The sequence below is a fragment of the Bacillus sp. FSL K6-2819 genome, assembly GCF_038008305.1.
GTDB lineage: Bacteria > Bacillota > Bacilli > Bacillales > Bacillaceae > Bacillus > Bacillus amyloliquefaciens.
In genome coordinates this window covers 643,075-663,843 of the sequence record NZ_JBBOYV010000001.1, presented here as the reverse complement: position 1 = coordinate 663,843, position 20,769 = coordinate 643,075, and the positions used below count along the sequence as shown (strand labels likewise).

The 20,769-nt window shown below is 48.5% G+C and carries 19 protein-coding genes and 2 riboswitches; all 19 genes read right to left on the bottom strand.

Annotated elements, in window-relative coordinates:
• Positions 1-82: 82 nt before the first annotated feature.
• Positions 83-1,513, bottom strand: coding sequence for an amidophosphoribosyltransferase (gene purF, locus MHH91_RS03550; RefSeq protein ID WP_014469858.1), 1,431 nt, complete (start codon positions 1,511-1,513; stop codon positions 83-85).
• Positions 1,489-3,717, bottom strand: coding sequence for a phosphoribosylformylglycinamidine synthase subunit PurL (gene purL, locus MHH91_RS03545; protein ID WP_014469857.1), 2,229 nt, complete (start codon positions 3,715-3,717; stop codon positions 1,489-1,491). The genes purF and purL overlap by 25 nt, the downstream gene beginning before the upstream one ends.
• Positions 3,701-4,384: a phosphoribosylformylglycinamidine synthase subunit PurQ gene (gene purQ, locus MHH91_RS03540; RefSeq protein WP_014469856.1), complete on the bottom strand. Its 684-nt coding sequence runs from the start codon at positions 4,382-4,384 to the stop codon at positions 3,701-3,703. The genes purL and purQ overlap by 17 nt, the downstream gene beginning before the upstream one ends.
• Positions 4,381-4,635 carry a phosphoribosylformylglycinamidine synthase subunit PurS gene (gene purS / locus MHH91_RS03535; RefSeq protein ID WP_014469855.1) on the bottom strand — a complete coding sequence of 85 codons (255 nt, stop codon included), beginning with the start codon at positions 4,633-4,635 and terminating at the stop codon, positions 4,381-4,383. The genes purQ and purS overlap by 4 nt, the downstream gene beginning before the upstream one ends.
• Entirely contained in the window at positions 4,635-5,354 is a 720-nt protein-coding gene (gene purC, locus MHH91_RS03530; RefSeq protein WP_014469854.1) for a phosphoribosylaminoimidazolesuccinocarboxamide synthase, read from the bottom strand. The genes purS and purC overlap by 1 nt, the downstream gene beginning before the upstream one ends.
• Positions 5,355-5,429: 75 nt before the next feature.
• Positions 5,430-6,722 (bottom strand): adenylosuccinate lyase, encoded by a 1,293-nt coding sequence (gene purB, locus MHH91_RS03525; protein ID WP_014469853.1) that lies wholly within the window; start codon positions 6,720-6,722, stop codon positions 5,430-5,432.
• Positions 6,722-7,903 carry a 5-(carboxyamino)imidazole ribonucleotide synthase gene (purK, locus tag MHH91_RS03520; protein ID WP_045508044.1) on the bottom strand — a complete coding sequence of 394 codons (1,182 nt, stop codon included), beginning with the start codon at positions 7,901-7,903 and terminating at the stop codon, positions 6,722-6,724. Before purK ends, purB begins: the two co-directional genes overlap by 1 nt.
• On the bottom strand, positions 7,857-8,345 hold the full coding sequence (purE, locus tag MHH91_RS03515; protein WP_013351274.1) for a 5-(carboxyamino)imidazole ribonucleotide mutase: 489 nt from the start codon (positions 8,343-8,345) through the stop codon (positions 7,857-7,859). Before purE ends, purK begins: the two co-directional genes overlap by 47 nt.
• A 129-nt stretch (positions 8,346-8,474) precedes the next feature.
• Positions 8,475-8,576: riboswitch (purine riboswitch) on the bottom strand.
• A 78-nt stretch (positions 8,577-8,654) separates the two neighbouring features.
• Positions 8,655-8,852, bottom strand: a complete 198-nt coding sequence (locus tag MHH91_RS03510; RefSeq protein ID WP_014469851.1) for an NETI motif-containing protein — start codon at positions 8,850-8,852, stop codon at positions 8,655-8,657.
• Positions 8,849-9,403 carry a DUF2179 domain-containing protein gene (locus MHH91_RS03505; RefSeq protein WP_014469850.1) on the bottom strand — a complete coding sequence of 185 codons (555 nt, stop codon included), beginning with the start codon at positions 9,401-9,403 and terminating at the stop codon, positions 8,849-8,851. The genes MHH91_RS03510 and MHH91_RS03505 overlap by 4 nt, the downstream gene beginning before the upstream one ends.
• 140 nt (positions 9,404-9,543) lie before the next feature.
• Complete coding sequence (locus MHH91_RS03500; RefSeq protein WP_012116994.1) at positions 9,544-9,717, bottom strand: Fur-regulated basic protein FbpA; 174 nt, start codon at positions 9,715-9,717, stop codon at positions 9,544-9,546.
• Positions 9,718-9,854: 137 nt separating this feature from the next.
• Positions 9,855-10,637: a hypothetical protein gene (locus tag MHH91_RS03495; protein WP_014471538.1), complete on the bottom strand. Its 783-nt coding sequence runs from the start codon at positions 10,635-10,637 to the stop codon at positions 9,855-9,857.
• Positions 10,638-10,833: 196 nt separating this feature from the next.
• Complete coding sequence (locus MHH91_RS03490) at positions 10,834-12,156, bottom strand: NCS2 family permease (RefSeq protein WP_014469848.1); 1,323 nt, start codon at positions 12,154-12,156, stop codon at positions 10,834-10,836.
• Positions 12,157-12,286: 130 nt separating this feature from the next.
• Positions 12,287-12,388, bottom strand: a riboswitch (purine riboswitch).
• Positions 12,389-12,511: 123 nt separating this feature from the next.
• Entirely contained in the window at positions 12,512-13,954 is a 1,443-nt protein-coding gene (locus MHH91_RS03485; protein WP_014471537.1) for a DUF4179 domain-containing protein, read from the bottom strand.
• Entirely contained in the window at positions 13,936-14,469 is a 534-nt protein-coding gene (locus tag MHH91_RS03480) for a sigma-70 family RNA polymerase sigma factor (protein ID WP_014469846.1), read from the bottom strand. Before MHH91_RS03480 ends, MHH91_RS03485 begins: the two co-directional genes overlap by 19 nt.
• 105 nt (positions 14,470-14,574) lie before the next feature.
• Positions 14,575-16,116 (bottom strand): glutamine-hydrolyzing GMP synthase, encoded by a 1,542-nt coding sequence (gene guaA / locus MHH91_RS03475; RefSeq protein ID WP_038462632.1) that lies wholly within the window; start codon positions 16,114-16,116, stop codon positions 14,575-14,577.
• 163 nt (positions 16,117-16,279) lie between these two features.
• The gene (locus MHH91_RS03470; protein ID WP_013351267.1) at positions 16,280-18,487 is read right to left on the bottom strand and encodes a DUF4129 domain-containing transglutaminase family protein; all 2,208 of its coding nucleotides are present in this window, start codon (positions 18,485-18,487) and stop codon (positions 16,280-16,282) included.
• Between the two features lie 18 nt (positions 18,488-18,505).
• Complete coding sequence (locus MHH91_RS03465; protein ID WP_013351266.1) at positions 18,506-19,690, bottom strand: DUF58 domain-containing protein; 1,185 nt, start codon at positions 19,688-19,690, stop codon at positions 18,506-18,508.
• The gene (locus MHH91_RS03460) at positions 19,690-20,652 is read right to left on the bottom strand and encodes an AAA family ATPase (protein WP_013351265.1); all 963 of its coding nucleotides are present in this window, start codon (positions 20,650-20,652) and stop codon (positions 19,690-19,692) included. Before MHH91_RS03460 ends, MHH91_RS03465 begins: the two co-directional genes overlap by 1 nt.
• Between the last annotated feature and the right edge of the window lie 117 nt (positions 20,653-20,769).

Genomic DNA, 20,769 nt, shown 5'->3' with positions numbered 1-20,769 from the left:
TCCTTGTCAATTCGTTTCTCCTCAAAAGGCAGAAAGAGAAAGGCAGCCTGAAATCGCGCTGCCTTTATATCATTTTCAGACTTTATTTTGTCAGCACTGCTTCTTTTACGTGAGGAAGCACTGTATCCTGATAAATTTCCGTCGGATATTTGCCCGTAAAACAAGCGAGGCATTGTCCGCAATTGGTGTCTTCAAATTTTCGGCCGACTCCTTTTAACAATCCGTCTACACTTAAGAAAGAAAGCGTGTCGGCGCCGATAATCTGGCGGATTTCTTCCACTGAATGCGAGGAAGCGATCAGCTCCTCATGGGTTGATGTGTCGATGCCGTAGAAGCAAGGATGGGCGATCGGAGGCGAACTGATCTTTACATGCACCTCTGTCGCTCCCGCTTCTCGGAGCATTGTGACGATCCGGCGGCTTGTCGTCCCGCGCACGATGGAATCATCAACCATGACGACCCGTTTTCCTTCAACAACACCGCGGACGGCGGACAGCTTCATTCTTACTCCTTGCTCACGAAGAGCTTGAGACGGCTGGATAAACGTTCTGCCGACGTAACGGTTTTTAATGAGACCGAGTTCGTACGGAATGCCCGTTGCCTCGGCATAGCCGATGGCCGCGGAAATACTGGAATCAGGCACGCCTGTGACGACATCCGCTTCAACAGCGGACTCTTGGGCAAGCATTTTCCCGAGGCTCTTCCGGGCGCTGTGCACGTTAATGCCGTCGATATTGCTGTCCGGACGGGAAAAATAGATATACTCCATGCTGCAGATAGAACGGTTGATATTCATGGAGAAACGCTCTGATTTCAAGCCTTCATCGTTTATGATAAGCATTTCGCCCGGTTCTACGTCACGAAGGTACGTGGCGCCGACCACATCAAATGCGCATGTTTCTGATGCGACGACGTAAGCGTCGCCGAGCATGCCGAGTGAAAGCGGTCTGAGTCCGTTCGGGTCAAGCGCTACAATCATTTCTGTTTCTGTCATGATTAAAAAGGCGTAAGCGCCTTTCAGCATGGATAGCGAATTTTTGATCTGATCCTTCAGTGAAAAGTGGCCGCTGCGTTTAATCAGATGAGCCAGCACTTCCGTATCGGAGGAAGTCTGAAAGATGCTCCCTTGGTTTTCAAGCTGCTGTTTCAATTGTGTGGCATTGACCAGGTTGCCGTTATGGGCGAGCGCGAGACTGCCGTTGTTTTGCGAACGGAACAGGAGCGGCTGGACATTTTCATATCCGCCGCCGCCGGCCGTCGCATAGCGGACGTGACCGATCGCGCCTTTGCCTTTCACTTTGCTCAGTTCGCCGTTTTGAAAAACCTCGGTAATAAGCCCCTGCCCTTTATGAGCCGTCAGTTTTTGGCCGTCGGTCGCCACGATGCCGGCGCCCTCCTGCCCTCTGTGCTGCAGGCTGTGCAGGCCGTAATACGTAATCTGCGGAGCCTCTTCATGCCCCCAGATGCCAAACACACCGCATTCTTCATTCAGGCCTTTGATTTCAGCAAGCATGGAATAGCTCCTTTCCACGCGCGCTCAAGTTCTTTCGTTTGCGCGTGAACCAATTGTTGTCCTTCTTGGCTTCGGATCGTCAACTGTCCGTCCCCTGTCACTTCACCGATATGAACGGCATCTGCCGCAGCCGCTTCAAACGCCGCCTTGTTTTCTTCCTTTACGGAAACGACGAAGCGGGATTGAGACTCACTGAACAAAAGAGCCGCTTCATTAAATGCCGTGATGTTTGCGCCGAGTCCGTCTGTCGTCATGACGCTTTCTGCAATCGCCACACCCAATCCGCCTTCTGACACGTCATGCGCAGATTGGACCAGACCTTGTTTAATGGCGTTCAGAAGCGATGTTTGGCGGGCTTTTTCAACGTCAAGATCAATTTCAGGCGCTTTGCCATAGATTTTCCCTTCAGTCATTTTCTGAAGTTCACTTCCTGCATACTCAGGCTTCGTTTCACCGATGACGTAAATCAAGTCTCCCGCCGCTTTGACATGCTGTGTCGTAATATGAGCCGTATCTTCGATTAACCCGACCATACCGATGACCGGCGTCGGATAGATGGCCGTTCCGTTCGATTCATTATAAAGTGATACGTTTCCGCCGATGACAGGTGTGCTGAGAACATTGCATGCCTCGCTGATGCCGTCGGCCGCTTTTTCGATCTGCCAGAAAATTTCAGGTTTTTCCGGGTTTCCGAAATTCAGATTATCCGTGACCGCAAGCGGCTCGGCACCGGAGCAAACGATGTTGCGCGCCGCTTCGGCAACGGCGATTTTTCCGCCTTCTTCAGGATCGAGATACAAATAGCGGGCGTTGCAATCCGTCGTCATTGCCAGCGCCTTTTTCGTGCCGCGGATTCTGAGCACTCCCGCGTCAGAGCCCGGAGCCACCACCGTGTTCGTGCGCACCATGTAATCATATTGATCGTACACCCACTCTTTGCTCGCAATTGTCGGCTGCTGCAGCAGGGCAAAAAGCGTCTCTGTCGCGTCTTTTACTTCAGGCGCGGGAACTTCAGTTTCCTGAAACTCGCGGTAGTACGCGGGTTCTGCTGACGGCTTATGATATACAGGGGCTTCTTCCGCCAGCGCGTCAACCGGAAGCTCGCAAACAACCTCTCCGTTATGGCGGAGGCGGAGCATTTTATCATCCGTGACATGACCCACGGAAACCGCTTCAAGATCATATTTATTAAAAATATCGACAATTTCCTGTTCACGCCCGCGTTCAATAACGAGAAGCATGCGTTCCTGAGATTCGGAAAGCATCATTTCATAAGCGGTCATACCCGTTTCCCGCTGCGGAATGAGATCAAGGTTCATTTCAATGCCTGATCCGGCTTTACTTGCCATTTCAGCGCTTGAACTTGTCAGACCGGCCGCTCCCATATCCTGAATGCCGACTAACGCGTCGCACTGGATGACTTCCAGGCAGGCTTCAAGAAGAAGCTTTTCCATGAAAGGATCGCCGACCTGCACCGCGGAGCGTTTTTCTTCAGATGAATCTGACATTTCTTCTGATGCGAAAGTAGCGCCGTGAATGCCGTCGCGTCCCGTCTTAGCGCCGACGTACATAACCGTGTTGCCGACACCTTTCGCCTGGCCTTTTTTAATATCCTTATGATCAATTAGGCCGACGCACATGGCATTGACAAGCGGATTGCCCTCATAGCTTGCGTCAAACTGAACTTCCCCGCCGACCGTCGGAATGCCGATACAGTTTCCGTATCCCGCGATTCCAGCCACTACTTCTTCAAACAAGTACTTCACACGCGGTGAAGTGAGTTCACCAAATCGAAGAGAGTTTAATACAGCTATCGGACGGGCGCCCATTGAGAAAACGTCACGGATGATGCCGCCCACTCCCGTCGCAGCACCCTGGTATGGCTCAAGCGCTGACGGGTGGTTATGCGATTCAATTTTGAACACAACCGCCTGATTGTCACCGATGTCAACGATCCCCGCGCCTTCCCCGGGACCTTGCAGCACGCGTTCGCCGCTTGTCGGGAATTTGCGTAAAATCGGCTTAGAATTTTTATAGCTGCAGTGCTCTGACCACATCACGGAAAAAATCCCGATTTCCGTGTAGTTTGGCAATCTTCCGATAATAGATTCAATGAGTGCGAACTCGTCATCACTGACACCCATTTGCTGATAGAGTTTCTCTTCTTTTATTTGTTCTTTACTTGGTTCAAGCAGTAGCGACATGAATTTCCCTCCAATTTTTCACGATAGACTGGAACAATGTAAGACCGTCTGCGCTGCCGAGCAGTTCATCGACCGCGCGCTCCGGGTGAGGCATCATGCCTAATACGTTGCCTTTCTCATTCACGACGCCGGCAATGCCGCTGACGCTTCCGTTAATATCGCCGCCGTATGTGAAAGCGATTTGATTGTTTTCTTTTAATCTTTCAAGCGTTTCGTCATCACAGTAGAAATTGCCTTCGCCGTGGGCAACGGGAATCGTAATTGATTGTCCCTCTTTGTAGGAAGAAGTGAACATTGTTTCACCGTTCTGCACGATTAATTCAACCGGGCGGCAAATGAATTTTAAATCTTTATTGCGTCTCATGGCGCCGGGCAGCAGACCGAGCTCCTGCAAAATCTGGAATCCGTTGCAGACGCCGAGAACCGGTTTTCCTTCAGCAGCCGCTTTTTTCACGGCCGGCATGATGTTGGCGAATCTGGCGATGGCGCCGCATCTCAGGTAGTCGCCGTAAGAAAAGCCGCCGGGGATGAGCACGCCGTCAAATCCGTCAAGGCTTGTTTCCTCGTGCCAGACATACTCCACTTCTTCGCCGAGTTCGTCCTTTACGGCGTGATACATATCAATATCGCAGTTAGAGCCTGGTAACACAATCACCGCAAATTTCACTGTGCGACAACCTCCTCAACTTCATATCGGTAGTCTTCAATGACTGTATTGGCAAGGAGCTTCTCACACATTTCTTTCACGAGTTCATCAAGATCGCGGTCTGATTTTTCCAGCGTCAGCTCCATGTATTTTCCGATGCGCACATCCTGCACTTCATTGTAGGTCATGCTGTGCAATGCATGCTGCACCGCGCTTCCTTGAGGATCAAGCACACTTTCTTTTAAGCTGACATAAACTTTCACTTTATACATTATGAAATGCCTCCCAGTCTTTTGAAAATCTCTTCATATGCGTCGGTTAAGCTTCCCAGGTTCCGTCTGAACAAATCTTTATCGAGCTTTTCGTTCGTGTCTTTGTCCCACAGACGGCACGTGTCAGGAGAAATCTCATCCGCTAAAAGCACCCGTCCCTCTGCGTCTAAGCCGAATTCCAGCTTAAAATCTATTAATCTGACACCGCAGTCTTCAAAAATAAGCTGCAGCTCTTTATTCACCTGTCTTGTAATTGATTTGATCGTTTCCACCTGTTCGGATGAAGCTGCTTTTAACAGCCAGATATGATCTTCGGTTATGAGCGGATCACCGAGTGCGTCATCTTTATAGTAAAATTCGATAATCGGCTGCGGAAGCTCTGTTCCTTCCGGGATGCCGAGGCGTTTCGACATGCTTCCGGCGGCAATGTTTCTGACCACGACTTCAAGCGGAACGATGCTTACTTTTTTGATAAGCTGCTCTGATTCTGAAACACGCTCCACAAAATGGTTGTCAATTCCTTTGGCGTGCAGATGTTTGAAGATCAGGCTTGAAATTTCATTGTTCAGACGGCCCTTTCCAGTGATCTCCGCTTTTTTCTCGCCGTTAAAGGCTGTTGCGGAATCCTTGTAGACCACACGGAGAATCTGTTCGTCCTCAGTTTGATAAATTCGTTTCGCTTTTCCTTCATAAAGAAGATTACTTTTCACAATATTCACGGAAGGCCTCCTAACCCGAATGTTGGGAATATTCAATCTATGGCGGCTGAAGAAGCCGCCTCCGGCTGGCTTCTTCTATAAACCTAAACGATCAAAGATCAAGTCGACGTTTTTCAAATGATAATTGTAGTCAAAGCAATCGGCAATCTGTTCCGGTGTAAGACGGGACGTGATTTTTTCCTCCGCTTCGACAAGCTGACGGAACGGCACTTGTTTTTCCCACGCTTCCATCGCTTTCGGCTGAACCGTGTCATATGCTTCTTCACGAGGCAGACCCGTGTCAATTAAAGCGAGCAGCACGCGCTGAGAATAGATTAGACCCAGTGTGCGGTCCATGTTGCGTTTCATATTTTCCGGGAATACCGTTAAGTTTTTGACGATATTGCTGAAACGGTTCAGCATGTAATTCAGCGCGGTTGTCGCGTCAGGAAGAATGATGCGCTCAGCTGATGAATGAGAAATATCACGCTCATGCCATAACGGAACATTTTCGTATGCCGTCAGCATGTATCCGCGGATCACGCGCGCCATCCCCGTCATATTTTCAGACCCGATCGGATTCCGTTTATGTGGCATAGCTGATGAGCCTTTTTGTCCTTTTGCAAAAAACTCTTCCACTTCCCGTGTTTCACTCTTTTGCAGACCGCGGATTTCCACTGCGAATTTTTCAATGCTCGTCGCGATCAGGGCAAGTGCCGCCATGTAATCCGCATGACGGTCGCGCTGTAATGTCTGAGTGGAGATCGGCGCCGCTTTCAGGCCGAGTTTTTCACAGACATACTGCTCTACGAACGGATCAATATTTGCATATGTGCCGACCGCTCCGGAAAGCTTCCCGACTTCGATTCCTTCTTTTGCCTGCTTGAAACGTTCAAGGTTGCGTTTCATTTCTTCGTGCCACAGCGCGAGCTTCAGGCCGAATGTCGTTGGTTCTGCGTGTACGCCGTGTGTGCGGCCCATCATGACCGTGTATTTATGTTCTTTCGCTTTTTCTTTTATAATGTCAACAAATCTCTCAATGTCCTTGAGTAAAATCTCATTCGCCTGTTTTAATAGATAGGAAAGAGCGGTATCCACGACATCTGTTGACGTCAGGCCGTAGTGAACCCATTTTCTTTCTTCGCCCAATGATTCTGAAACCGCGCGTGTGAATGCCACGACGTCATGGCGCGTATCCTGCTCGATTTCTAAAATGCGGTTAATGTCGAAAGACGCGTTTTCTCGCATGACTTTGACGTCTTCTTTCGGAATGACGCCAAGTTCAGCCCAGGCTTCACAGGCTAAAATCTCGACTTCCAGCCATGCCTGGTATCTGTTTTCGTCCGTCCAGATCGCGGACATTTCAGGTCTTGAATAACGTTCGATCATTATGCTCGTCCTCCGTCTCTTTTCATCCATATGTTCGTGATGTCCTGAATCCATTTTTCATCAGGCTCCCGCAAAAATGTCATATGCCCCATTTTGCGGCCTTTTTTAATCTCATGTTTTCCGTACAGGTACAGTTTGGCTTCCTTTAAAAGCTCCGTATGCTCCTCCGCCAGCTTCACTTCGTCACCGAGAAGATTCACCATCATTCCCGGTTTAAGCAGATCGGTTCTGCCGAGAGGAAGTCCGCAGACCGCTCTGATGTGCTGTTCGAACTGGCTCGTTTCACAAAGATCGAGCGTATAATGCCCTGAATTGTGAGGACGCGGCGCCAATTCATTAATCAAAAGGTCTCCGTCTTCCGTGACGAACATTTCCACCGCAAGCGGCCCGACGAGCTCCAGTTTCTCCGCGAGCTGAACGGCAAGCGCCTCTGCCCGCTTTTGAACCGTTTCCTCCGCTCTCGCGGGCACGATGCTTTGGAACAGAATATTATGGTGGTGGATATTTTCAGCAGCGGGAAAGGTTGAAATCTCTCCGTGCACCGATCTCGTCACGATAACGGAAAGCTCCATTCGGAATGACACCCAGCTTTCAAGTATGCACGCGCCGTTTTCTAACAGTGCGGCCGCTTCATCTGTCTGTCCTTCTTCCTTAATGACAAATTGACCTTTGCCGTCATATCCGCCCCGGCATGTTTTCAGCACCGCCGGAAGACCCAATGACTGAACGGCTTCCTCAAGCTCCCGTCTGCTGTTTACGATCCGATAAGGAGCGACCTGACATCCGGCTGACTGGATCGCCTTTTTTTCCGTTTCCCTGTTTTGGGTGATGAGCAGCAGCTCGCTTCCCTGGGGAAGATATGCATGTTCTTTGAGCCAGTTGAGCGCCTCGTAATCGATATTTTCAAATTCGTAGGTAATGATGTCACTGACTCCGGCCAATTTTTGAATCGCTTCACGGTCATTGTACTGGGCGGTAATCTCAATATCGGCGATCTGTCCGCATGGCGAGTCTTTTACGGGATCGACGACTGCGACTTTATACCCCATCTGTTTTGCGGCGACAGCCATCATTTTTCCGAGCTGTCCGCCTCCGATAATGCCGATGACGGCGCCGGGAAAAATCGTTTTTTTATCAGACAAGCTGATCACTGCTTTCCAGCACCGTTTGTTTTGTCGCATTTCTTCTCGCCTCTAGTTTATCCGCAATGTCATCGTCAAATGCCGACAAAATTTGCGCGGCTAACAGACCCGCGTTCACTGCGCCCGCTTTTCCGATCGCTGTCGTCGCGACCGGCACGCCGCCGGGCATCTGTACGATAGACAAAAGAGAATCAAGCCCGTTAAGCGATTTTGTCTGAACCGGAACACCGATCACCGGCAGTGTCGTTTTGGCCGCCGTCATTCCCGGCAGATGCGCCGCTCCTCCGGCTCCGGCAATAATGACTTTTAAGCCTCTGCTCCTGGCGCTTTCTGCATATTCAAACATCAAATCAGGCGTCCGATGCGCGGATACCACCTGTTTTTCATAAGGAATGTGAAGTTCGTCAAGTATGTCGCATGCATGTTTCATTGTCTCCCAATCGGAGGTGCTTCCCATGATGATTCCTGCTAGCGGCTGCATTCTGTTCCCACCTTCTCATGCTTTGTTTTTCAGAAAAAAAAGCCCGGCTCGTATTGCACTATGAGGAAGCAATACAAACCGGGCATGGCGCGTATCGGCAGTCGTTCGCTTCTGCGATATCCATGTCAGCTGTTTATCACTTTCCTGCATAGTCCGGCCGTTTACGGCAGCCGGGTAGAAACTTATGGGCCATATTCCCAAGATTATATGAGGTCGTGTTTTGATTTCATGTTTATCTTAACAACGGACTTGGATAATGTCAACGACATTATCGAACGATATAAAAATTCTTTCTTTTAATGTTCGTGTTTAGATCAATTTCCCTTCAAATACGATTTTTCTCCCGCAAGGAACGACTTGAATTGATCCATTTTCTTTCTTTTCTGTAAAGATCGGCTCTTCCATCCGCCGGACGGGCATATACCCCTCTTCCTTCATTAAAGCGAGAATGGTGTCGATCGTTTCATGTTCCGTTACTTCAAACCGTTTCTTTTTTGGCTTTGTCATTCCTTAATTCTCCTCTTCTTCACTGCTTTCACCCAGAATCCGCCGTGGATCGTTTTCGGCTCAAAGGCGATGATAAACGCTTTTTCATCAAGCGTTTTAATCGTATCATAAAGCTGAAGCTCATATTTGCGCGGCGTCAGAATCTGCATGGCGGTCCGGTCTCCTTCAAGTCCGCCCGCCACCCAGCTTGTGACCCCGTATCCTTTTTCCCGGAGCTGTTTCGGCAGGTCCAGATCAAGCTCTTTCGTAATGACGTTGACTGTAATATAGCCGAGCGCCAGTTTTTCTTCAATTTTCATACCCACTATGACGCCGAGGCCGTAGCCGAGCGCATAGGCAATGACGTTTTGAATTTGATTCAGATTGCCGAGCACGAGACTCAAGCCGGTCACATACACAAGGATTTCAATTGTACTGATGCCTGCGGCGAAATAGCGCTGCCCCTTTAAGGTAAGGATCATCCTGATCGTAAAAAAAGAGACATATATAATGTTAATGATGAGAATAATGAGAACCATACCTATACTGTTGGATAAAATCGTCTGCATCATTGATTCCCCCTCCTCTGATCTTTGAAAAAACTGACCGGGACGGCCGCGTCAATCTTTCAGGTTAAGGATAGTTTACCCTCTTTTGATCATTTTCAAAAGAAAAAAAAGCCCGCCCCGGAAGGCAGACTTTCAAACTCTTATCAGTGAAGCTCAGCTTTTTTCAATCGTTTGACGGCTTCATATTCCTTTTCTAGTTCACTCAGCGTATATCCGGACAGTTCCTGAACATGGTTTTGATAAAACCCTGAACGGATCAGCTTTGTCCTCAGATGCTGTTTTTTCCGATTAATGGCTTCTCGCAACAACGGGGCCATCCTCATCATCCTTTCCGAATCATAAAGATTAATGCCGTTTTCAACTTGCTGTTGCTCCCATCATATATCGGCCGGCTGCTCAAAACAACACGCTTTATTAGAAATATTTGTAAACATTGTGAAAGACAAATTTCGACTTATAAAGGAATCAGTGAGGCGGTAAAGTACTCTGAAATAAGCGGCCATGTCACAGCCGTAAAGGCGAGCATGATGATGACCGCCGCAGAAATACAGTACATCACGTCAGCCGCAGGCTTTTCAGCCGATTTGTACAGGATCTGCACAAACTGGACCATTGCCGAGGCGGCCAGAAACAAGGTCAGGGCCGTAAACACCACGGTGATGACCGGCAGATTCAATATCGCGAAAATCATCCATACTATAGAGCAGGCGACAGCCGGAACCAAAAGCGAACCGACTCCTGCCGCCGCAGCCCGCATCGTAATTTTCTGTTTCATCATATAGCGTGATACAAGCCAGACCGCGCCGGCCGCAGCGGCTAAAAAGACGAGCGAATACACGAGTACGACGGTAAAGCCGTCAAAAAACGTATGGTGCCGTTCCCCGTAACCGAGCGGTCTCTGCTGGCTTGCCCTCAGCTGAAACCAATTTCCGATTGAGAAAAAGATACTGAATACAAGCATTGAAATAAGAGCATATTTAAAGCGGGAAAAGCCGTCTTCCCCAACGACCTTTACCGGTGATGTCAAAATGCGCAGCGCGAAACGGCAGTAACGTTTGACCGCAGCCCAAGCAGAAGCGAGTTTTTCCGTAAAAGCCGGAGCCGGGCGCCGTTCCTTTTCTTTTTTCTTTTGCTTTTGATAACGTCCCGCATTTCTGGACATTCTCGACAGCGGTTCTTCATCAGTTCCCTGATGCTGTTTTTCTTCTTCCACCGTTTCTTTTCTTTCTTCCGTCATGTCAGCAACTCCTATCAAAAAAATACGGCGGAATTTGTTAAGCAAGAAAATAAAACACTTATATAAGGTACCGAAGCGTCCTTAAACAGTCAAGCGGTTTCTTCACCCGGACACCCACATGACGTTTTATCTTATGTATTGGTTTTACGGAATAGGACAAAAACAAAAAACCGGCTGTCCTCAGCCGGTTTTTCCGTTATTTCAAGAAGATGAAATACAGTATAAAGATAACGAACAGCCCGTACATAATCGGGTGAACGCTTTTTCCTTTTCCTTTGCAGATCATTGTAATCGGGTAGAAAATAAAGCCGATCGCAATCCCCGTCGCAATGCTGTACGTCAGCGGCATCATAATCATCGTTAAGAATGCCGGCACAGCCACCTCGAATTTATCCCAGGCAATTTTACCGAGCGGCGCCACCATCAGCGCGCCGACAATAATTAAAGCCGGAGCCGTCACATTCGTAGTGACAACTGACAGAAGCGGCGAGAAAAACATCGCCAGCAAAAAGAGAATGCCCGTCACAACAGCCGCGAATCCGGAACGCGCTCCCGCCGCAACGCCTGAGCTTGATTCAACATAAGAAGTCGTTGTAGACGTACCGAGCACCGCTCCGATAACGATTGAAGTTGAATCCGCAAGAAGCGCTCTCCCCGCACGCGGAAGTTTGTTTTCCTTCATCAGCCCTGCCTGTGTCGCCACAGCCACCAGCGTTCCGGCCGTATCGAAAAACCCAACGAACAGGAAAGTTAAAATGACAATCAGCATTTGGACGGAGAAGATATCCGGAAGGTGCATCCATGCCTGTCCGAAAGTCGGCGCAAGACTCGGCACACTGCCGACAATGTGCGTCGGAACCGGAATCAGCCCGCAGATCATGCCGGCAACCGCCGTCAGAAGCATTCCGATAAACACGCCGCCGTTTACGCGAAGCACCATCAGAATGACCGTCACAATGACACCGAAAACCGTCAGCAGCACAGGACCGCTGTGAATATTGCCGATAGACACCAAGGTCGATGAGTTCGCTTCAATAATGCCGGAACCTTGCAAACCGACAAATGTGATGAATAAACCGATACCCGCGCCGACCGCCAATTTCAGCTCGGGCGGAATTGCATTAATGATTTTTTCCCGCAATCCCGTCAGCGAAAGTGCCACGAAAATAATTCCGGAAATCAAAACGCCGGAAAGCGCAGCCTGCCAGGAAATTCCCATGCCGAGTACGACAGAGAAAGCAAAAAACGCGTTTAACCCCATACCCGGCGCAATCGCGATCGGATACTTGGCTATCAGCCCCATTAAAATACAGCCGGCCGCAGACGCAAGGGCTGTAGCGGTGAACACCGCGCCCTGATCAATTTTTAATGCTTCCGGAAATCCTTTCACACCGTTTAAAGACAATGTCAGCGGATTGACGAACAGAATGTACGCCATTGACAAAAAGGTCGTTAAACCGCCGATGATTTCATTACGATAGCTTGTCCCCAGCTCATTAAACTGAAAAAATTGCTTCAAGCCAATTGCCTCCTTCATTCTCTCCCATTTATTCTGCCCGTTATCCGCCAAATAAAAAACGCCCCAAATACATTGGGACGCTTGACTACATACGTTCAGTCTAAATAAATAAGAATGGATTATTTATATCAAACGATTGAGATTGATCCGTAGTCAAGCCATTTACGGTAGCTTGGTAGAAACTTGCGGGCCATATCCCCGCCATTATACGATATCTGCATATTTGATTTCTGAGTCTATTGTATCAATACAATTTTGAAAACTCAATATAAAAAACGAACAATCCCGTTTAAAAAAATTAGTTTATTCGTTAATTGACCAAAAATGGAAGACGGCAAAAGCCGCCTCCCTGACATCATTTTCCGTCCGCAGGCCGTACCGGAACCGCGAATGTGATCTTGCCGTCACCTGCTAAAATGTTCATAACCGTTTGATTGACATACAAAGCATATGAATCGAATGAGAAATCGCGCAATGAATAGTCATTATCAGATGAATCATCCAATTCAAAAACGGATTCCATTTCACCCGTTTTAAGATTCGTGACTTTCGCCTTATTCCCCTTGAGATAATAGCCCTTTTCATATTTATCAACTGATGACCAAGTTTTCATTTTTTTCGTATTGCCGAGACCGATTGACTCACCGACATTCATCAGCTGATCTTCATCCGTCTTGCTTACATTAATTCCGCTGAATTGATAATCGACGATCACCCGTCTGCCTTGCTGTTTGATCTTTTTGATGGTGATGCCGACATGGTGATGTTTCGTTTCATAGCTGGCGGGCAGTTTTGTTTTCAGAGGGACGATTTCTCCCGGCTCTGATTCTGATTTTATATTACCCGTTATGAAAAGTGTTTTCGCTTTCGGGTCTATCGGTTTGCTGAATTGAGTTTGGCCGCGTATTCTTTTCCCGCCGCCGGGAAGATTTTCTCTGCTGCCAAGTTCAATAGCCGACGTCGTCATTTCATAATGGTTTCCTGCATCATCCGTTGCTTCGTAAATCGAGATGGCATCATTTTTGGCTGCATCGTGAAAGTCAACTGAATATATGAGAGCCGATCCCATCGTTCCGTTTTCCGCCCGGATATCGAAAAAGCGGTATAATTCGTTATTTACATTCACAGCTTTCGTTCCTTCCAGGGAAACTGACTTTTGCTTTTTGATCGGGAGTGTAAAGCGCCAGTTTCCCGGGATGTCCTTGATTTTTGTAATGACAAGCGGAAGCTTATCACCGTCTTTCAGCCTTGAGCCGTCCGTGAACAAGCGAAGCTGGCCCCCGTACCGCCCGTCTTTCATTTTTTTCATATCAGTCCTGTCATAATCCTCAGATAACATATTCCGGGTATTTTTATAATCGACTTGAAAAGGAATACTCTCCTCATCTGATTTCAAATTGTCAACGATAAAGTTATAAACGAGCTGTCCGCTGTCGTAATATACACTTTTTACTGTAACCGTGATCCCGCGTGATTCCGCTTTCTCGTTCAGTTTTGTCACCAGATTGCTTTTAAACAGCGCAGAACCTGCCTTATCCTGAAACAGACTGTAAATTTGTCCGGCAACAGGAATGTTTCCCATAGCCGTATTAACGGAGGGCATGAACAAGCCTGAGGACAGATACAGAAAAAACAAAGCAGCAGCAACCGCGAAGCCGTTTATCAGTTTTCTTCCCCATCTCCGTCTGACGGCGCCTTCTTTTCCGGCACGGACAGCCGCGCTGTGTATCACGTTTTTCAATTCAGCTTTCGGCACGTCAATGTCCTGATACAATTGCTTCATTTGATGCTTTTCCATATTTGTTTATCCTCCTTTTCCAGCTCTTGCTTCAATGCTTTTCTCGCCCTGTGCAGATGCGTTTTTACGGTGCCTTCCGCCATGCCGGTCTGTTCAGCGATCATGGAAATCGAGAAATCCTGAAAATAATAAAGCTGAATGGTCAGCTGTATATGTTCATCAAGTGTTTCCAGAGCATTTCGAAGGTCTATGTATTCTTCAACGTTCTTGTTCTCCGCACATGTATCGTGGTGCGGCTCAAACGGGATGACGTCACCGTGCTTTTTCCTCATCGCAAAAATCGTATTAAGCAAAATCCGGATCAGCCACGTTTTAAAATATTTCGGCTCCTTCAGCTGCGCGATATGAAGAAAAGCCTTGTAAGCCGTTTCCTGAACAGCGTCCAGGGTGTCTTCTTTGTGATGCAAATAGAGATAAGCTGTTTTATATAAAGTCTCCTGATGAGCTGTGATCAGTTTTTCAAAGGCTGAGGCATCACCTTTTTTCGCCTTTTTGATCAATCGTTCTTCCTTCACCTTATCCACCTCCTATGCTGTTAGATACGAATCGGGGCGAAACGGTTTCAAAAAGATGACAAAAAAAACGCCTCTTTTTTAAAAAGAGACGTTTTTTATCTTGATTTATTCCCACTCAATCGTCGCAGGCGGCTTACTTGTAATATCATACACGACGCGGTTGATGTGTTTCACTTCATTGACGATACGTGTCGAAATCACTTCAAGCACATCCCAAGGGATACGCGCCCAGTCAGATGTCATGCCGTCGATTGAAGTTACGGCACGGATACCGATTGTGTAATCATACGTTCTCGCATCTCCCATGACGCCGACGCTGCGGATGTCAGGAAGAACCGTGAAGTACTGCCAGATGTCGCGCTCAAGGCCGTGGTTTGCCACTTCTTCGCGCAGAATCGCGTCTGATTCACGAACGATTTCAAGTTTTTCTTCCGTTACTTCGCCGAGTACGCGGATGCCAAGACCAGGTCCCGGGAACGGCTGACGCCATACGATATCATCCGGAATGCCGAGCTCTGTGCCGAGCGCGCGCACTTCATCTTTGAAAAGAGTGTTAAGCGGTTCGATCAGTTCAAACTGCATATCTTCAGGAAGACCGCCGACATTGTGGTGCGATTTGATCGTTTGCGCTGTTGCCGTTCCGCTTTCAATAATGTCTGTGTAAAGCGTTCCTTGCGCAAGGTAATCGATTCCTTTCAGCTTGACCGCTTCATCATCAAATACGTAAATGAATTCGTTGCCGATGATTTTGCGTTTTTGCTCAGGATCAGAAACACCTTTCAGCTTATTTAAGAATCTGTCTTTCGCATCAACTTTAATGACATTCATATTAAAGCCTTCGCTGAACGTTTTCATGACGCCTTCCGCTTCGCCTTTACGGAGCAGGCCGTGGTCGACGAAAATACAAGTCAGCTGGTCGCCGATCGCTTTATGAATCAAAACGGCTACGACAGAAGAATCAACTCCGCCGCTCAAAGCGCAAAGCACTTGTTTGTCTCCGACTGTTTCGCGGATTTTTTGCATTTCGATTTCGATAAAGTTTTCCATTGACCATTCGCCTTTACATTCACAAGGACCGAAGACAAAGTTTTTCAGAAGGTCATTTCCGTATTCTGAATGGCGGACTTCCGGGTGGAACTGAACGCCGTACCATTTTTTGTCTTTTTTACTCATCGCTGAGTTCGGGCAGTGATGGCTTGTCGCATCTACCGTAAACCCTTCCGGCACTTGTACGACTAAGTCGCCGTGGCTCATCCATACCACTTGTTCTTCCGGAAGATCTTTGAACAGGTCAGGAGTTCCTTGAATCTGAATGTTCGCTTTTCCGTATTCGCGCTGGCTTGCCGCCTCGACTTTCCCTCCGAGGTAATGAGTCATCAGCTGCATACCGTAGCAGATGCCCAATACAGGAATATCGAGTTCAAAGATTTTTTCGTCACAGCGGAAAGATCCTTCATCATATACACTGTTCGGTCCGCCTGAAAGGATAATTCCTTTTGGATTCATTTCTTTGATTTCCTCAGCTGTCAACGTATGGGGATGCAGCTCGCTATATACGCCAAATTCACGGATCCGGCGGGTAATCAGCTGGTTATACTGACTGCCGAAATCAAGAACAAGAATCATTTCATTCACTAACTTCGTCATGGTTGTCACCTAATCTCCTCTAAGTTTTTGACACAGAAAAAACGGAGGACACACGTTCAGCCCTCTGTCGCGCAAGACTTGTCCGGAAGCCCGGCTTTTTAACGCTCCCGGGCTCCCATTTAACATTCATTTATTCTAACAACAGGACGATATGCGGTCAAGACTATCTTGTTTTAATTATATTTTCCCACAACTGTACCGATTCATTCCAAAGCTCTGCGGCATTATCGCTGCGGTATAAAGCACGCTCATAGCGCAGCGTCAGCTCGGACATGTCGTCTGTATGGTACGCCTCATCAATCCTCGCGGCAAAATCACGGAGCGTTTCTCCGTCTCCCCTGCTGAACCCTTTTCGTTTCAGCTGGCGGAGCAGCGCGGCATATGCGTCGAAAAAGACGTCTTCATCCGTGCGCCGCTTCAATCTGGCTGCTGCAACATGCGGAATCCAGCGCGCCCGCAGCACCCAGACGAGCGCGGCCGCGGCTGAAATCACGATGATGATAGCTGCATACGGCCACAGCTGTGCCGCGGTTTTATTGTGCATCACAGGATGCGGAGCCGCACTGTGCTCCCGCTTTTTCGGCGTTTCTTTTTTTTCGGGCTTTGTTTCCTGGCGCTGCTTGTCAGACGGTGTATCCGAATTCCCCGCTGAGCTTCCGCCATCTTTTCCCGCTGTATGATTCTGCTCTGACGTAAACTCCGTCGGATTGGTGAAGCCTTTCGTCGGCTCAAACGTCACCCAGCCCTGATCCGGAAAATATACTTCTACCCACGAATGGGCATTGTTGTTTGTGACTTCATAAAGATGGCCGTTTTGATCGCCCGCGCCTTTATATTCTCCGGATGTATAGCCTTTCACCCAGCGGGCGGGAATTCCCGCAGATCGCAGCAGCACAGCCATTGCCGAAGAAAAGTTATCACAATAACCTCTTTTCGTTTCAAACAAAAATTGATCCACATAATCCTGGTTGTGCTCCGGAACGGCGACATCCTGTGTATCATACGAAAATGCGGAAGATCCCAGATAATCCTCGACCGCCTTCGCTTTATCGAACATATTATGATGATCCCGCGTCAGCCTGTCGGCAAGCTGTCTCACTCTTTCCGGAAGGCTGTCGGGAAGCTGCAGATACCGGTCATTGAATTGATTCTGCTCACGGTATCGTTTCACTTTCACTTTTTTGAGGTCATTCAGTTTAAAGACGGGCGCGTGAAAAGTCACCGTGTACCGTCCCATATTGCGGATGCTGCCCACTTGTTCACTGATCGGCGTGATTTGCTCGGTGTTTCCGTTCATTTCAAGCTGAATCGAGTGCTTCGGTTTAATATTGGAGACGCCGATCGGATACATGACGTGATTATAAAGATAATTCTCATCAATGGACACCTGCGCCGTATAACGTCTCGTCTGCACACTCCGGTCAAACCATATATCTTCCACATTGCCGCCATTCAGTTTATAGGACATGCCCTGATCGGTCTCCACCCAGCCTTTTCCCGTGTATGTATCCTTCGTTTCCACCCGGAAGTACGCCCGCTCTTTTCCCTTCCATGTGAAAACCGGCGTATCGTCCTGCTGAAAAGGCCCGCCTAATGTTTCATCATGGTTGCCGTAGCCGATTTTGCTCTCAGCGGCGGGCACCTCTTTGTGATTTGTTATTTTTTTCAGAAACGGCACGGGGTCCGGCCAGTTCGGATCTGATTTCGGAGCCGCCAGACCGAATAGGACGGAAGCGCAGATAAACAGCGCCAGCGGCAGAAACCATTTGATGATCAACCTTTTTTTAAACGCTATGTGTTCCGTCAGGCGGATGCGCTCCATATTCAAAAGCCCCATCATCAAAAAGCCGATAAAGACAATCCGGATGACGGCGTATGCGGCATCATAGGGAGTAAACGTATCAAGCACGGTGATATAGGCCACCGTCATGATAAAAAAGAATAATATTTTCCGCTGATAGATCACCCAGTAATGCAGTAAATATACGAGCAGCCATAATAGCACAAAAAACAGCAATGTGCGGAATGACGGGTTCATATCATTCCATCTTCCGGTCCCGATGTGCCGGGCATTCAGCATCACGTCCCGCAAAAAAGAAGCGAGCCATTCCGGCTGAAAAACCGAACCTTTATAAAACAGCATATGAATACTGATCAACGTAAACAGAATGCAGGACGGCACGGTGACGTACCACCTCATCCGGAAGAATGACAGCAGAAATGCCAAACCGATAAAAATGATGAAAAAACCGGTATGTTTTGTATCCGTAAAATTGTGCAGCGGCCTGAGCCATTCCCATAACAATAAAAAAGCGAGAAAATAAAACAGCAGCAGACTCAGCCTGCTTCCCTGGTTCTCGTCATGCGGCATGGCGCGCCACCTCTCTTTCTAAACAACATGGGACACCCGTTTGTCCCTGATCATTTGCACCTTGATATTCTTCTGAGCGAAGATGAGAGCGAGATTCCGTTCTTTTTCCGAAAGCACGGCATTCGTTTCTTTCGCCAAAAACACCGTCATGTCAAAAGGTCCTGCCTCAGCCTGTTTGAGAAGCTCTTCTGTAAGGCTGCCCGTCACGACGGCAATAAAAGCTTTGCGGACACGCGGATCTGCCAGCTCTTTTCTTAAGCGTCCGCCGGCATCAGCTTCTTCCGATTCTGAAACTGCAGCCAGATAACGCAGCACATTTCTGAAATGCTGCTCTCCCTCCCGGACGGGAAAAACAGTCCGGTCGTTCCCCAATGAAATAAACCCCGCGGGAGAGCCCTTCACAAGCGCCGTGTAAAGCAGGGATGCCGAGGCTGAGACCGCGGCTTCAAACGAAGGGGACGGCGTGCAGTCCAAAAGGAGAACCATATTCATACTCTGCAAGGGGTCAAATTCCTTCGTCATCAGCTCATTGCGCCGCGCCGATGTTTTCCAGTCGAGTGCGGAAAACCGGTCGCCCGGCTGATAATTTCTGACGCTCGCGGCCATTGCGGAGCGGTGAGTCTGAAACGGCGCGCCGGCACCCGCACCCTCTTCTCCGGATACGGTCTGCGTCTTATAATGTACAGACCCGTACGCCGGGAAAACTAAGACCGTATCCGTTACCGAAAACGAGGCCGTCTTGTCCAAAAGCCCGAGAACATCTCCGGTCCGCACTCTTATCGTATGTAAACGATGCTCTCCGCGCGGAGCCTGCGGCAGCTCATATTGAAACGTCAGCTTTTTTTGAAACCACGGAAACACGAGCTGTTTCGCACAGCGCCTCTCGCCAAGCGTTTCCGGCATCACATCTTCAATGACCATATAAGTCAGCGGAAACGGCAGGCGCCTCGTCAGCCTGATGGTGACAGACAGCCTGTCACCCGAGGTTAATTGAGCAGAAGAAATCTCACGCGTCACCCGAAACGCCCGCAGCGGATACACAGCGACCAGCCCGGCGTAAACGGTAAACGGCAAAAACGCATAAAATAAAAACCAGCTCACAAATCCGCCCTGAAACATGGCATAAGAAAAGACCGCTGCCGTCAATACGGCCAAAATAAGCAGCTTCCAGCCGTATAGCAGCCAATGCACTTTCTTTCTCATTATCGGACCGACATCCTTTGAACGGGAACTTTTTCCGTCTGCATGATGTCTTCGATCACAGCTTCCGGCGTGACATCATTAAATTTCGCCTCGGCCGTTAAGATCATTCTGTGAGGCAGCGTATACGGAGCCAAATACTGGACGTCATCAGGAATGACGTAGTCGCGATCATGAAGCAGCGCGTATGCCTGTGCGGCTTTCATTAATGAAATCGAACCGCGCGGACTTACGCCCAAATGTACGGACGGATGCCGGCGGGTATGCTGAGTGATGCCGACGATATAGGCTTTAATGCCATCATCCACCCGCACCTGCTCCAGCTTTTGCTGAAGACTGATAAATTGTTCTTTAGAAATGACGGGCTCAATTGTTTCAAGCGGATTGCGCCCTTCCTGCAAAGACAGAACCTTAAGCTCCTCCTCGGCAGTCGGATAGCCCATCTTCAGCTTAAATAAAAACCGGTCAAGCTGGGCTTCAGGAAGCGGATATGTTCCTTCATATTCAACCGGGTTTTGTGTGGCCATGACGAAAAACGGCTCAGCCAGCCGCATTGTCTTTCCGTCAATCGTGACATTTCCCTCTTCCATCGCCTCAAGCAAAGAAGACTGCGTTTTCGGAGAGGTTCTGTTAATTTCGTCGGCCAGCACGATATTCCCCATAATCGGTCCCGGGCGGTATTCAAATTCCATCGTTTTCGTATTATAAATAGAGACACCCGTCACATCTGACGGCAGAAGATCCGGAGTGAACTGAATCCTCTTAAAGTCAGCTCCGATCAGCTTGGCCAAAGCGCGGACCATCATCGTTTTTCCGACTCCCGGCACGTCTTCCAGCAGCACATGCCCTTTTGCGAGAATGGCGGCCAAGCTGAGTATGGCGATATCCCGTTTTCCTATGATGATGTTTTCAATATGCTCAACGGCTTTCTCCAGCAGCGGATGCAGCTCTTCTTTATAAGCCATTCTTCTCCTCCTAGTCATCTCTCAAATTTCAATTATCGTAACCTAACTTTACCACAAAATATAAACAGTATAAAAAAACGTTTCCAGCGAATTGTTTCCAGTCCGCAAAAGGAAAAA

Excerpts from the sequence above, each read along its gene's own strand:
- purF (WP_014469858.1), bottom strand. The coding sequence starts at position 1,513 with ATGCTTGCTGAAATCAAAGGCCTGAATGAAGAATGCGGTGTGTTTGGC.
- purL (WP_014469857.1), bottom strand. The coding sequence starts at position 3,717 with ATGTCGCTACTGCTTGAACCAAGTAAAGAACAAATAAAAGAAGAGAAA.
- purS (WP_014469855.1), bottom strand. The coding sequence starts at position 4,635 with ATGTATAAAGTGAAAGTTTATGTCAGCTTAAAAGAAAGTGTGCTTGAT.
- purB (WP_014469853.1), bottom strand. The coding sequence starts at position 6,722 with ATGATCGAACGTTATTCAAGACCTGAAATGTCCGCGATCTGGACGGAC.
- purK (WP_045508044.1), bottom strand. The coding sequence starts at position 7,903 with ATGCGACAAAACAAACGGTGCTGGAAAGCAGTGATCAGCTTGTCTGAT.
- purE (WP_013351274.1), bottom strand. The coding sequence starts at position 8,345 with ATGCAGCCGCTAGCAGGAATCATCATGGGAAGCACCTCCGATTGGGAG.
- MHH91_RS03510 (WP_014469851.1), bottom strand. The coding sequence starts at position 8,852 with ATGACAAAGCCAAAAAAGAAACGGTTTGAAGTAACGGAACATGAAACG.
- MHH91_RS03505 (WP_014469850.1), bottom strand. The coding sequence starts at position 9,403 with ATGATGCAGACGATTTTATCCAACAGTATAGGTATGGTTCTCATTATT.
- MHH91_RS03500 (WP_012116994.1), bottom strand. The coding sequence starts at position 9,717 with ATGGCCCCGTTGTTGCGAGAAGCCATTAATCGGAAAAAACAGCATCTG.
- MHH91_RS03495 (WP_014471538.1), bottom strand. The coding sequence starts at position 10,637 with ATGACGGAAGAAAGAAAAGAAACGGTGGAAGAAGAAAAACAGCATCAG.
- MHH91_RS03485 (WP_014471537.1), bottom strand. The coding sequence starts at position 13,954 with ATGGAAAAGCATCAAATGAAGCAATTGTATCAGGACATTGACGTGCCG.
- guaA (WP_038462632.1), bottom strand. The coding sequence starts at position 16,116 with ATGACGAAGTTAGTGAATGAAATGATTCTTGTTCTTGATTTCGGCAGT.
- MHH91_RS03470 (WP_013351267.1), bottom strand. The coding sequence starts at position 18,487 with ATGCCGCATGACGAGAACCAGGGAAGCAGGCTGAGTCTGCTGCTGTTT.
- MHH91_RS03465 (WP_013351266.1), bottom strand. The coding sequence starts at position 19,690 with ATGAGAAAGAAAGTGCATTGGCTGCTATACGGCTGGAAGCTGCTTATT.
- MHH91_RS03460 (WP_013351265.1), bottom strand. The coding sequence starts at position 20,652 with ATGGCTTATAAAGAAGAGCTGCATCCGCTGCTGGAGAAAGCCGTTGAG.